The sequence below is a fragment of the Eubacterium sp. AF15-50 genome (genome assembly GCF_934835595.1).
GTDB classification, from domain to species: Bacteria; Bacillota; Clostridia; order Lachnospirales; family Lachnospiraceae; genus Eubacterium_G; species Eubacterium_G segne.
Window position 1 is genome coordinate 1 of the sequence record NZ_CAKVZL010000067.1, and the last position, 12,517, is coordinate 12,517.

Here is a 12,517-nt window from a genome sequence, read left to right on the forward strand (position 1 = left end):
CTATTGGATATAGCCCCTTGATTTCTGATTCAAAATCATCATTTCTGATAATTCTTACAGGAGATGAAGTTCTGCTTTCCGGTGCTGATAAAACAGTATCTTCATTGTTAAATCCATCAATTACCTTTCCAAAATAATCAATGCCTTCCACTAAGGCTTCACACACAAAATCCGGTAATACCTTATTAATATCCGCCATAGTGTATTCCCCCTTAATTTGAGGAATAATCTTTCCAATTTTCTCTGACTTTATTTTTTTCTTAAAATCCCCATATGTTTGCAGGGGAATATTGCCCTTTCCCTGTTTATAGGCAGCCTTTTCTATATCTCTTTGAAGCCACATTCCTGCCAATGGATGACTGCTTCTAAAATCCTTGGGTGATAATGCCACAACTATAGCACTATTGGCATTTTCGCCGTCTCTTTTAGAATAGCTCATGCCGTTTACTGCTATCTCCTTTTCCTCTGATGAAGCATTTACCACAAAGCCACCGGGGCACATACAAAACGAATATACTCCACGGTCTTTTTTTGTTTTGTAAGTAAGCTTATAATTTGCAGCTCCTAACCTATTGTCTTCAAAGTCATACTGGCTTTTATTTATCATTTTCTGGGGATGTTCAACCCTTACTCCCATGGCAAAAGGCTTTCCTTCCATAGGGATGTTTAGTCTGTTAAGCATCTCAAAAGTATCTCTGGCACTATGTCCTATTGCCAATAAACAAATATCCGTATCAATTACTTCTTCATTTGACAATTTAAGCCCATTAACCCTGCCATTTTTTAACAGGATTTCACTAACTGTAGTGTCAAAATAAAAGGTTCCTCCCATATCTTCAATGGCATGACGCATATTTTTTACAACTTCGCTTAAAACATCCGTTCCAATATGTGGTTTTGCATCATATTCAATTTTAGGATTAGCGCCAAATTTAACAAAGGTATTTAATACAAAACCGATTCTGTTTTCTTTATCTTTAATACCTGTGTTAAGCTTTCCATCTGAAAAAGTTCCTGCGCCACCTTCTCCAAACTGCACATTACAGGAAGTATCCAGTTTTTCACCATTCCAGAAAGCATTTACTTTTTTAATGCGCTCATCCACTCTGCTTCCACGCTCAATAATTATAGGCTTGTAACCATACTTTGCCAGCATATATCCGCAAAACATTCCTGCCGGCCCAAATCCCACAATTATCGGTCTTTTGTTTATGGAGCAGGTTCCTGTGGGAGCAAAATCATACTTTTTTTCCTTATATGTCACCGTAACGTTTTTTCTTGTTTTATTATAGTTTTCTACCTTAAATAAAACCGTATAAATCTTGTTGATTTCCGGCTTTTTTCTGGCATCAATGGAATATTTTAATATCTTTTTTTCTATTACGTCGTCACTATGTATTCCTGCTATTTTTATAGCTTTTTCAAATGCCTTCTGTTCCTTTTCATCTATACTCAACTTTATATTTGAAACCTTTAAAAACTTCATTTACTTATACTTTCTCCTGCTATATATCCGCTACTCCAGGCAAACTGAAGATTATAACCACCGCATCTTCCGTCAACATCAATTATTTCTCCTGCAAAATAAAGATTAGGACAAATAAGGGATTCCATTGTATCTCTATTAATTTCAGAAGTATTAACCCCTCCTGATGTTACCTGAGAAAAATCAAATCCTTTTTTTCGCTTTACGGTAACTTCAAAGGACTTTATAGTATCACATAACATAGTAATTTTATCTATAACATCAGTACATTTAACATTACTTTGCAGTTTTATTTCCTTAAGAAATACAGCTGCCAGCTTTTCGTTAAACAATCCGTTAAGTGCCGTTAATACCGGCATTTTATCTCTTCTTTTAAGGATTTTTCCCAATAATATTTTCACTTCGTCATATGTATAATCAGGAGCAAAATCAATAATTACATTTTCTTTCTCATTAACACTCCTGCTTATATTAAATACCGGAATACCGGATATTCCATAGTCTGTAACCTGAAGTTCCCCTAAATCCTTTATGTTTATATCTTTAATTTGTACCTTTGCCTTCACCCTTACACCTGATGCCTTTTTTAACTTTTCATCACATACTAAGGCTGTAAGTGCAGGACAAGGCTTAACAATGGTGTGACCTAAGGCTTTTGCTAATTCATATCCGCTACCGTCACTACCTGTTTTAGGTGCCGCCATTCCCCCTGTTGCAATTATTAATTTGTCACAAAATAAATCAATTCCTATATCCAGTACAAAGCCATCATCTTTTTTTGTTACACTTTTCACATTATTATTTGTTTTTATTGTAACCCCTAAAGACAATGCTTCATTGTAAAGTGCATTAGTAATCGTAACAGCCTGATTACTTAAAGGATAATAAAAGCCGTTTTTTTCATAACAATAAACTCCCATATTTTCAAAAAAATTAAGAGCATCTTTATAATTAAATCTTTCTATTACGTTGTTTATAAAATCTTTATTGCCATAATATTTATCCGGTGTAAGAGCACTGTTTGTAATGTTACATTTTCCATTACCGGTTACGTTTATTTTCTTTCCCGGCTTGTTTTCGTGCTCTATAACCGTTACCTTATGACCACATTCAGCTGCCGTAATTGCCGCCATAAGTCCGGCGGCTCCGGCTCCTATTATCACTACTTTCATTTTAATTCCTTTTTTCAACTGGTGTTTGCCTCTAAAAACTTAAACAGTTTTTCGGCATTTTCAATATAAATTCCATTTTCAAGGACTTTTCTGTCTGCCTCGGGAAGCCTTGACACAACAATATCCGTTTCAGCTACAACGGTTTTTCCATCTTTTTTATAAACAACAATTTTATCATTTAAATCTTTAACCCAGTAGCCTTCCACTTCCTTTGAATCACTTTTGTTATTCGGTGAAACATTTACAACCTTTTCCTTTAAATTGTCACCTTCCTTAGTGCCTATTTCCACTCCCACGATATAAGCAGCCAAAAATCCAATTATAAAAACCACTAAACAAAAAATATATGCTCGTTTGCTCATAATAAATCACTCCTTGCATATATTTTTTACATATTTTGTATTTTTTATACGATTTTTTATATCATATGAATTTTTTTCATAAGTTTAGCGATCATTGCCCCTTTGGGCATGGATAAAAGTTCATCCTCTGTTACTGTTTTCGTAATTACCAGCATTAGAGCATATATAACCACTGCAACCATTATAGCAATTATTGTACTTATAGCATTAATTTTAATTAAACCATTAAATAACTTATATATTCCAAAACAGCCTGCTCCCATAACTCCTGCACAAATAAAAGGCTTAACAAAGGTTTCAAACATGTTTTGTCTGTAATTTAAATACTTTTTAATTGACATGGCATTTAACACAGAAACAGTTGCTCCAAACAAAATATCACCAATAACCACCCCATAAATATTTAATTTAAACACAATTAAAAGACAAGGCAAAATAATTAAATGTAAGCCTAAAGAAATGGCTGAGTTTTTAATTGGCACCTTAAGTTTGTCTATTCCCTGAAGTATTGCATTGCTAATGGTAGACAGTGAAAATGCTATTACTGTGAAAATACTAAACACCATCATAGGTGCTGCACCGTCTCCGCTGCTTCCAAACAAGAGCTTATTAATAGGCACTCCCAACACCGACAATCCCATACCACATGGGAAGGCAATTATCATGGAGAATTTAAGTGCCATATCTATTTTATTTTTTACTACGGACTTATCCCCTGCAACATATGAACGAACCAGTGAAGGAACTATTGCAGTGGATAATGCCGATGCAATGGCAATAGGCATTGTTGTAAGGGTTCTGTAAATTCCCGTATAATTTCCATATACCGCACTTCTCTGTGCCTCAGTGCTTTCAGGCGAAATACTATACATTATATTCTGGAATATAGGATTGTCCAAAAGGTTTCCTATATTATATATTGTTGTACTTATAAGTACCGGTGTAATGGTAAAAACAATCACCTTTGTTATGGTACCGTAGCTGTCCACGGACTTGGTTATATCTTTTCTGATATTTGAATTAATGCTTCCAAAATGACGGTACAAAATAATAATCATTATAATAAGTGCAGTAACAGCACCACATAATGTACCTAAGGTACCACCGGCAGCAGAATATGAAGCCCTAAATGTTTCAGATTCATCAGCCATTTTCGACAATGAATATCCATATGCACCTAATTCATAGGCTGCAATAACACTTACAACAGCATTTACAATCTGTTCAAAAATCTGTGATACTGAGGTTGGTATCATATTTCCCATTCCCTGGAAATACCCTCTTAAAACACCTAAAACACAGGCTACCGTAAGAGTAGGTGCCAATATTCTAAGAGGAATTGCAACCTGAGGTAATTTGTATATTTTAACGGAAATCCAGTCAGCACCAAAAAACGCCAGCATTCCAAATATAACACCTATTGTGATACCATAAATTAAAGCACCTTTAAACACCTTGTGGGCGTTTTTGTACTGCTTTTTTTCTAACTTTTCTGAAACTATTTTAGACACTGCAAGAGGCATACTCTGGGATGACAGCAAAATAAGAACATTGTATATCTCAAATGCCGTGCCGTAATATCCCATTCCGCTTTCCCCTAAAATTCTGTTAAGGGGTATTCTGTAAATAAGACCTATTACTCTTACTAATATTCCTGCAAATGCTAAAATGCTTCCCTGAATTATAAAACTGTTACTTTTTGATTTGTTACTCATTTATTTATCCTTATTCTATTTGATGACAACATTATCTGCATATTCATTCTGAACTATCTGCACCCATGTTTTTCCTGTATTTAAAACAATCTCTTTTCCTGTTTCATCAAAGTATTTTGTTTGTCCGGACATTTGCTTGTCCTTTTTCCATGTAATTTTTTCTGCTTTTCCGTTGGTAATAAACCAGCCTTTTCCTGAACCGTTTAATGTAATATTAAGACTCTTATTGTCAGGATATAATGTGGAATCCACAAATTGAATTATTATATTTGAGCAATGAAGCTGTTTATTGTTCTGGTCATCAATATGTTTTTCTCCATACTGATATCTGTAATACTGACCATTTTTAAACTTGTACCACGGCTTATTTATAACATATCCCATTTCCACGGTTTTAGCTGTTTTCTTACTGTTAAGGTCTACCTTCTCACCAAAATTTGCAAATTTAAAATGACCCTTGTAGCCTTTTTTGTATTCTTTTCTGTATTTAAGAGCTTTTATTGCGTTATTTAAATTCTTTCCTGATGTAAAAGCATTGTGAGGTGCCACTCTGTCTGTGGTACGGTAAAAATAATTTTCCGCATTAAGGGCGCCTACATTGTCTATTTTGTCACTTTTTAAAAATCCCAAAGCATACTGTGACTGACCATAATGGCTGTAAATAGCATCCCACTCTAAAGCAAAAGCACAGTAGTAAATACGACAGCTTCTAACTGAACCCATCTTTTTTAATTTATCATAATTTTGAAAAATTCCCATAATTCGGGTAATTCCACCTTCTACCGGTGCTTCATAGCAAACATCTGCATTGCTTATTCCTGAGTGTGGCATGGCGTTTATAATGTTGTTATACATTAATGCCACAGGTCTTCTTTTTGCTGTTTTATCCTTTACATATTCTCCCGTTAAAAAACTTGGAGTTTTACCTACATAAGGATCTGCCGTTGTGGTTTCAACAGTTTGTACAGTGGTCTCTTCTGTTTCTGTCACTTCTGTTTTTTCTACTTTTTTGTTAGGTATAACAAACATGGCAAGCAGTGCCACTCCGCCTACTGCCACCGTAATTATACCTGCAATAACCAAAGTTACTATTAATTTTTTATTTTTGTTCATTTTAAATCTCCCTTGTAATCCCTAAATTATTAAGAATAATATTCTGTTTGTTTTCCATATCCTCTCTCTCATCTTCCTTAATATGGTCATAACCGAATAAGTGTAGCATACTATGAGCCGTAAGAAAAGCAATTTCTCTTACTTTTGAGTGATTATACTCATAAGCCTGACTTATAACCCTGTCGTAGGATATTACAATATCTCCCAGCATTAATTCCCCTGAATCCGGGTTGAAATAGTTAATATCGTCTTCAACATTGGTAAAATCAGCAGGAGAATCATAGTCAATTAACGGGAACGATAAAACATCCGTTTCTTTATCAATATCTCTTTGAGCTTTATTTATTTCCTTAATGCTGTCATTGTCCACAATGGTAACATTAACCTCACATTCAAAGTGGCATTTCACAAAGTCAATTGCTTCTTCCACTACCTTTTTTATTATTGTATTGTAATCAATATCAATATTTTTACCATATTCATTTTCTATAAAAACTGACATATCTATTTTTTACCCTTTCCTTTGTTTTCGTATTCCTCGTAAGCCTTTACAATTTTTTGTACCAGAGGATGTCTTACAACATCATTATTGTCAAGAAATGAAAATCCAATATCGTCTACATTTTTAAGTACCCTGAGGGCAACTTCAAGACCCGAAACCGTGTCCCTTGGCAAATCCTTCTGGGTTCTGTCTCCTGTTACAATTACCTTTGAGCCAAATCCAATACGGGTAAGGAACATTTTCATCTGGGCCGGAGTTGTATTTTGTGCTTCGTCTAAAATAATAAAAGCGTTATCTAAAGTACGGCCACGCATATAGGCAAGAGGTGCCACCTCAATAATTCCCTTTTCGCTATTACTGATAAAGCTTTCTGCTCCCATTATCTGATAAAGTGCATCATATAAAGGTCTTAAATAAGGATCTACTTTGCTTTGCAAATCTCCCGGTAAAAATCCAAGATTTTCTCCCGCCTCAATAGCCGGTCTTGTAAGAATAATCTTGTTTACCTCATTGTTTTTTAAGGCGTTTATTGCCATTGCCATTGCAAGATAAGTTTTACCGGTTCCTGCCGGGCCAATGCCAAACACTATCATTTTCTTTCTTATCTGGTCTACATAGGATTTTTGTCCTAATGTTTTTGGTTTAACAGGCTTTCCCATAACCGTTCTGCAAATAATATCATCATCTAATTCCAGCATTACAGACTCTTTTTCGTCAAAGCTTAAAGATAAGGCGTAGTCAACATTCTGTTCTGTTATCTCATTGCCCCGCTTTGACAGTTCCATTAATTGTTCAAATACATGACGAGCTCTCTTAGCTGCCACTTCCCCTCCAATAATTTTAAGCTGTCCGTCTCTTGAAATTATGGTAACATGTAATGTTTTTTCGATTTTCTTTATATTGTAATCAAACTGTCCGAAAACATTCTTTTCATGTTCCATTGGAATATCTATTATATTTTCTATTACGCTCATATTTTTCCCTTCATGTTTTTTCTTAATCAGATTTTGTGGTTTCTTTATTATTCTCTGATTCAATCTCATTTATTTTTTCGCTTTCAATATAAGAAACCTTTCCTAAAGGTTCTAAACACTTAATCGTCCCCGAAAAAACATAATGATTTTTTTTCTTGTCTATTTTAACATTTTTTTCTAATATTTTGTACCCTTTTTGCTCTAATATGGACATTTTGTAATTGAATCTATCATATAGTTTTTTCTTAGCTTCTTCTTTTGTGTAATTTCTCTTCTCTTTTTCAAACTTTGTAACCACATATTTTTCCATCCCAAAGGGCAAATAGAAATTTCCAAATGCTTTAAAATTTCTTTCCGATTTTACAACAGTTTCATTTTTGTCATTTTCTTTTATATTCCACGTGTATCCCGCTACTAAAGGTGCATAGTAAGTCCTTTTATGCTTAATATTTTTAACAAAATATGTATCGGAAATTTTATCATTATAAGAGAGATTAGTTATTCCCACAACATCACCATCTGCATTACATAATTTTGTAAATATTTTTTCCCCGGATTCATTAAAAACATCTACAATACCGGATATCAGAACATCTCCTTTTTTTACTTTATCACCGGCTTTTACCACTCCTTTTCCTTTTCTCACTAAAATGGACTTTATGGTGCAGTCCCTGTTAGCAATCAGGTCATAAGTTTTGTCTTCTTTTGCGGAAATTTCAGTGATATAGTTTTCTTTTATATGGACAATAAGATTTGTTCCCTTTACTTCTGCGCAAACCCAGCTTATGTCATTGTATTTTCTTCTTATTTCTTTCTCTATTTCATCACTGTTTATCCGGTTCTTTCTCATTCCTTCTTTTATATCCATCTTTTTTAAAAACCTCATAATCTGAGTTGATGTATAACTGTAATTTCCCTCCACATCAATATTCCAGATAAAGTGAGAATTAATAATTAATAACAATGTAAAAACTGCCAAAATAAATGTCACTGACTTTATCACAGGCAGCCTTGTAATATATGTATATATTCCTTTCTCTTTTATATCCAGTATCTTTATTCCTATTTTTTCAGCAATATCAAGGACTTTGTTTTTATCCTTATAATTAAATGTTATTTCCGTAATTCCATCTTTTGAATGTATATCCCTTAATTTTATTTTCCCTGTATTATTTATAAATCTGTAAATGTGATTTTCATTAATTTTTATAACTATGTAGTGGAATTTTTTTCCTTCAAAACATGAAAAAAACAAATTAACAAAAGAGAACTTCATTTACACACCCGCCTATTACCATGGTATCACTGTTATAATAACTTATGATGAGTTTTTCTCCCATAACACGGATATTATATTTTTTGCATATTACTTCAATTTCTTCTTCACTGATATTTTTAATTCTTTTATAATTTTCAACTATAACTTCCCGTCTTCCGGTAATTTGGCATAAACATTCATTATTAATTACATCCCTTGGAATATCATATTCATTATCAACGTTAAACATATATTCTCCCCCCAATATATACTATGAAATCTTTATGCTGTTAGAACATAGAAAAAAAGTGCGTTGCAGTCGTGATGTAAATCACTGTCGCAACAGCACTTTTTTTATAATTAATTATATTTGCGCTTTCTAGCTGCTTCTGATTTTTTCTTACGCTTTACGCTTGGCTTTTCGTAATGTTCTCTCTTACGAATCTCCTGCTGGATACCAGCTTTAGCGCAATTTCTCTTGAATCGACGTAATGCACTGTCGATTGATTCGTTTTCTTTAACGATAACGCTTGACATTCTCTTCCTGACCTCCCTTCAGTTATAGATTCCTAAAACTGTAGGTATTTGTGCCTAAACACTTAAAATATTATACCATATTTTTCTTTACAGTCAATAGCTTTTTCACGATATTCCAGGTTAAAGCCCGAAAAGTATCTATCCAATCTGTGCTTCAAGAATTTCCTTTGCCTTAGCTAAGACTTCATCTGCACCTGCCGGGTTCTTTCCACCTGCCTGTGCCATGTTTGGACGACCACCGCCGCCACCTCCTACGAGTTTGGCAATTTCTTTTATCATATTTCCTGCATGGGCACCCTTTGATATAGCATCGTCATCTGCCATAACAATTACGTTAGCCTTGTCGCCTGTAGTTGACACTAAAACAACAACTCCGCCGCCCATCTTATCCTTAAGCTGGTCGCCAAGATTTCTTAATCCATTCATGTCAACGTCAGCAACCTTTGTTGCTAAAAGTTTAACACCCTTTACTTCAACAACCTGACTCATAACATCACCAACTGATGCGTTTGCCATTTTTGCCTTTAACTTTTCATTTTCAGAAGATAAAGCCTTAATTTCTTCATTTAATGTTTCGATTCTCTTAACCAAATTGTTTGGTTCTGTCTTAGCTACCTTTGCAGCTTCGTGAAGTTTCTTTTCCACATCTGCATAGTGCTTCATAAGACCTGTTCCTGTTAAAGCCTCAATACGTCTTACACCTGCTGAAATTCCTGATTCAGATATAATCTTAAAATATGAAATTGTGCTTGTATTTGATACATGAGTACCACCACAAAGTTCAATAGAATAGTCTCCCATAGATACTACTCTTACTTTGTCACCATACTTTTCACCAAATAATGCCATTGCTCCTGTCTTTTTGGCATCTTCAAGACTCATTTCTTCAGTAACTACATCAAGTCCATTTTCAATCTGTTCATTAACTAAGGCTTCAACCTTTTCAATTTCCTCCGGTGTCATAGCCTGAAAATGAGTAAAGTCAAATCTAAGTCTCTCAGCATCAACATATGAACCTGCCTGTTCAACATGATTTCCTAAAACAAGCTTTAATGCCTTCTGAAGTAAGTGGGTTGCACTATGATTCTTAGCTATTGCATTTCTGTTTGCACTATCAACCTTTAAAGTTACCTTATCGCCTACCTGAATCATACCTTCACTAACATAACCTACATGTCCTACCATGGTGCCGTGAAGCTTAATTGTATCAACAACAACAAATGTTCCTTCGTTTGTTTTAATGATACCTTTGTCACCTACCTGACCACCCATTGTAGCATAGAAAGGTGTCTGTTCCACAACAATAGTACCTTTGTCGCCATCAGCTAATGCCTGTACAACTTCTTTTTCTGTTGTAAGAGCAGTAATAACTGAATCTTCAATTAATTTATCATAACCTACAAACTGTGTTGAAAGTGATGTATCAAGACTTTCGTATACTGTCTCGTCAGCACCCATGTAGTTAGTAGTTTTTCTTGCCTTTCTGGCTGTTTCTCTCTGAACTTCCATTGCCTTCTTAAAGCCGTCTTCGTCCACATCAAATCCTTTTTCCTCAAGAATTTCCTGTGTAAGGTCAAGTGGGAATCCATAAGTATCATATAACTTAAATGCATTTTCACCGGACAAAGTTTTTTCATTCTTTGCCTTCATTTCTTCTTCCATGTCGGCTAAAATGCTAAGTCCTGTATCAATAGTCTTATCAAATTTGTTTTCTTCCTCTGTAAGAACCTTGAAAATCATGCTCTTCTTTTCTTCAAGTTCAGGATAACCGTCTTTTGAGCTTTCAATAACTGTTTCAGAAAGTTTTGCCAAAAACTGTCCCTTAACTCCTAACAATCTTCCATGTCTTGCAGCACGTCTGATAAGTCTTCTTAAAACGTATCCACGTCCTTCATTTGAAGGCATAATTCCGTCTGAAATCATAAATGTTGCTGAACGGATATGGTCTGTTATAATTCTGATGGACACATCCCATTTATATTCCTTCTTGTATTCTTTCCCGGTAATTTCACAAACCTTATCTCTAAGTGCTTTAATTGTATCAACATCAAAAATTGAGTCTACATCCTGAACAACTGTTGCCAGTCTTTCAAGTCCCATTCCTGTATCAATATTTTTATTCTTTAATGTTGTATAATTTCCCTTGCCGTCATTTTCAAACTGCGTAAATACATTGTTCCAGATTTCAATAAATCTGTCACAATCGCATCCGACAGTACATCCCGGCTTTCCACATCCATATTTTTCTCCACGGTCATAGTAAATTTCAGAACATGGACCACAAGGACCTGCTCCATGCTCCCAGAAATTATCCTCTTTTCCAAACTTAAATATTCTATCCTTTGAAATTCCGATTTCTTTATTCCAAATATCAAAGGCTTCATCATCATCTAAATATACAGAAGGATATAATCTGTCAGGCTCTAAGCCAACTACCTCTGTCAGGAACTCCCATGACCAGTGAATAGCTTCTGTTTTGAAATAATCACCAAAAGAGAAGTTACCAAGCATTTCAAAAAATGTACCGTGTCTCGCAGTTTTTCCAATATTTTCAATATCACCTGTTCTTATACACTTCTGGCATGTAGCCATTCTTCTCTTTGGTGGAATCTCCTGTCCTGTAAAATAAGGCTTAAGTGGAGCCATTCCTGCATTTATAAGTAAAAGACTGTTATCGTTGTGAGGAACTAATGAATAGCTTCCTCTTACAAAATGATCCTTTGACTTAAAAAAATCCAAATACATTTTTCTAAGTTCATTTAATCCATATTTATTCATTTTTATGCCTCCGGTTATATTAATATAATTAATCTGCTTTTATCAGGTGGAAATCTTACTTACCATTTTTAATAAGTAAAACCCCATCTTCATTAAATTCTGAAGTAGTAAATGATGTTTCAATGGCATTAACCTTTTCTCCGTTGACGGAAACACCCCCCTGCTGTACAAGTCTTCTCGCTTCACCTCTTGATTTTGCAAGTCCTGTATCTACTAACAGTGTAAGAATATCTTTTCCGGCATCTATTTCATCTTTTGAATATGTTGTAGTTGGAATATTACCTGAAATACCACCGTTGGCAAATATCTTTCTTGATGCATCCTGTGCCTTCTTTGCTTCTTCTTCACCATGAACTAAATTTGTAAGCTCATATGCTAGAATTTCTTTTGCCTTATTTAATTCACTTCCCTGCCACTTTTCCATTTCTTCTATTTCTTCTAACGGAACAAATGTAAGCATCTTTAAGCACTTAATAACATCTGCATCATCTACATTTCTCCAATACTGATAGAACTCATATGGTGAAGTTTTTTCAGGATCAAGCCATACTGCACCGCTAACTGTTTTACCCATCTTCTTTCCTTCTGAATTAAGAAGTAGTGTAATAGTCATGGCTGAG

At 34.6% G+C, this 12,517-nt stretch carries 12 protein-coding genes; all 12 read right to left on the reverse strand.

Annotation, left to right across the window (positions count from 1 at the left end):
- Positions 1–1,486, reverse strand: a 1,486-nt coding sequence (locus Q5O73_RS07950) for an NAD(P)/FAD-dependent oxidoreductase (protein ID WP_302669421.1), incomplete at its 3' end; no start/stop codon positions are given.
- Entirely contained in the window at positions 1,483–2,658 is a 1,176-nt protein-coding gene (locus tag Q5O73_RS07955) for an NAD(P)/FAD-dependent oxidoreductase (RefSeq protein WP_302669422.1), read from the reverse strand. The genes Q5O73_RS07950 and Q5O73_RS07955, both read right to left, overlap by 4 nt.
- 14 nt (positions 2,659–2,672) lie before the next feature.
- A complete protein-coding gene (locus Q5O73_RS07960; protein WP_021953079.1) occupies positions 2,673–3,020 on the reverse strand; it encodes a hypothetical protein in 348 nt (115 codons plus the stop codon).
- Positions 3,021–3,076: 56 nt separating this feature from the next.
- The gene (locus tag Q5O73_RS07965; RefSeq protein WP_021953080.1) at positions 3,077–4,735 is read right to left on the reverse strand and encodes a polysaccharide biosynthesis protein; all 1,659 of its coding nucleotides are present in this window, start codon (positions 4,733–4,735) and stop codon (positions 3,077–3,079) included.
- A gap of 15 nt (positions 4,736–4,750) precedes the next feature.
- Positions 4,751–5,848 carry a DUF3048 domain-containing protein gene (locus Q5O73_RS07970; protein WP_021953081.1) on the reverse strand — a complete coding sequence of 366 codons (1,098 nt, stop codon included), beginning with the start codon at positions 5,846–5,848 and terminating at the stop codon, positions 4,751–4,753.
- A gap of 1 nt (position 5,849) precedes the next feature.
- The gene (gene ybeY, locus Q5O73_RS07975; protein ID WP_302669423.1) at positions 5,850–6,350 is read right to left on the reverse strand and encodes an rRNA maturation RNase YbeY; all 501 of its coding nucleotides are present in this window, start codon (positions 6,348–6,350) and stop codon (positions 5,850–5,852) included.
- A gap of 2 nt (positions 6,351–6,352) precedes the next feature.
- On the reverse strand, positions 6,353–7,324 hold the full coding sequence (locus tag Q5O73_RS07980; RefSeq protein WP_186840437.1) for a PhoH family protein: 972 nt from the start codon (positions 7,322–7,324) through the stop codon (positions 6,353–6,355).
- Positions 7,325–7,346: 22 nt separating this feature from the next.
- Positions 7,347–8,600, reverse strand: a complete 1,254-nt coding sequence (locus Q5O73_RS07985; protein WP_302669424.1) for a sporulation protein YqfD — start codon at positions 8,598–8,600, stop codon at positions 7,347–7,349.
- Complete coding sequence (locus Q5O73_RS07990; RefSeq protein ID WP_021953085.1) at positions 8,581–8,832, reverse strand: YabP/YqfC family sporulation protein; 252 nt, start codon at positions 8,830–8,832, stop codon at positions 8,581–8,583. Before Q5O73_RS07990 ends, Q5O73_RS07985 begins: the two co-directional genes overlap by 20 nt.
- Before the next feature lie 110 nt (positions 8,833–8,942).
- On the reverse strand, positions 8,943–9,119 hold the full coding sequence (gene rpsU / locus Q5O73_RS07995) for a 30S ribosomal protein S21 (RefSeq protein WP_005362674.1): 177 nt from the start codon (positions 9,117–9,119) through the stop codon (positions 8,943–8,945).
- A 138-nt stretch (positions 9,120–9,257) separates the two neighbouring features.
- The gene (gene alaS / locus Q5O73_RS08000; protein WP_368076750.1) at positions 9,258–11,897 is read right to left on the reverse strand and encodes an alanine--tRNA ligase; all 2,640 of its coding nucleotides are present in this window, start codon (positions 11,895–11,897) and stop codon (positions 9,258–9,260) included.
- Between the two features lie 55 nt (positions 11,898–11,952).
- The coding region (gene tyrS, locus Q5O73_RS08005) for a tyrosine--tRNA ligase (protein WP_302669425.1) at positions 11,953–12,517 on the reverse strand (565 nt) is incomplete at its 5' end.

Bases quoted from the DNA above. Each gene is read 5' to 3' on its own strand.
- Q5O73_RS07970 (WP_021953081.1), bottom strand. From the start codon at position 5,848: ATGAACAAAAATAAAAAATTAATAGTAACTTTGGTTATTGCAGGTATA.
- Q5O73_RS07965 (WP_021953080.1), bottom strand. From the start codon at position 4,735: ATGAGTAACAAATCAAAAAGTAACAGTTTTATAATTCAGGGAAGCATT.
- Q5O73_RS07955 (WP_302669422.1), bottom strand. From the start codon at position 2,658: ATGAAAGTAGTGATAATAGGAGCCGGAGCCGCCGGACTTATGGCGGCA.
- Q5O73_RS07980 (WP_186840437.1), bottom strand. From the start codon at position 7,324: ATGAGCGTAATAGAAAATATAATAGATATTCCAATGGAACATGAAAAG.
- ybeY (WP_302669423.1), bottom strand. From the start codon at position 6,350: ATGTCAGTTTTTATAGAAAATGAATATGGTAAAAATATTGATATTGAT.
- Q5O73_RS07990 (WP_021953085.1), bottom strand. From the start codon at position 8,832: ATGTTTAACGTTGATAATGAATATGATATTCCAAGGGATGTAATTAAT.
- rpsU (WP_005362674.1), bottom strand. From the start codon at position 9,119: ATGTCAAGCGTTATCGTTAAAGAAAACGAATCAATCGACAGTGCATTA.
- alaS (WP_368076750.1), bottom strand. From the start codon at position 11,897: ATGAATAAATATGGATTAAATGAACTTAGAAAAATGTATTTGGATTTT.
- Q5O73_RS07960 (WP_021953079.1), bottom strand. From the start codon at position 3,020: ATGAGCAAACGAGCATATATTTTTTGTTTAGTGGTTTTTATAATTGGA.
- Q5O73_RS07985 (WP_302669424.1), bottom strand. From the start codon at position 8,600: ATGAAGTTCTCTTTTGTTAATTTGTTTTTTTCATGTTTTGAAGGAAAA.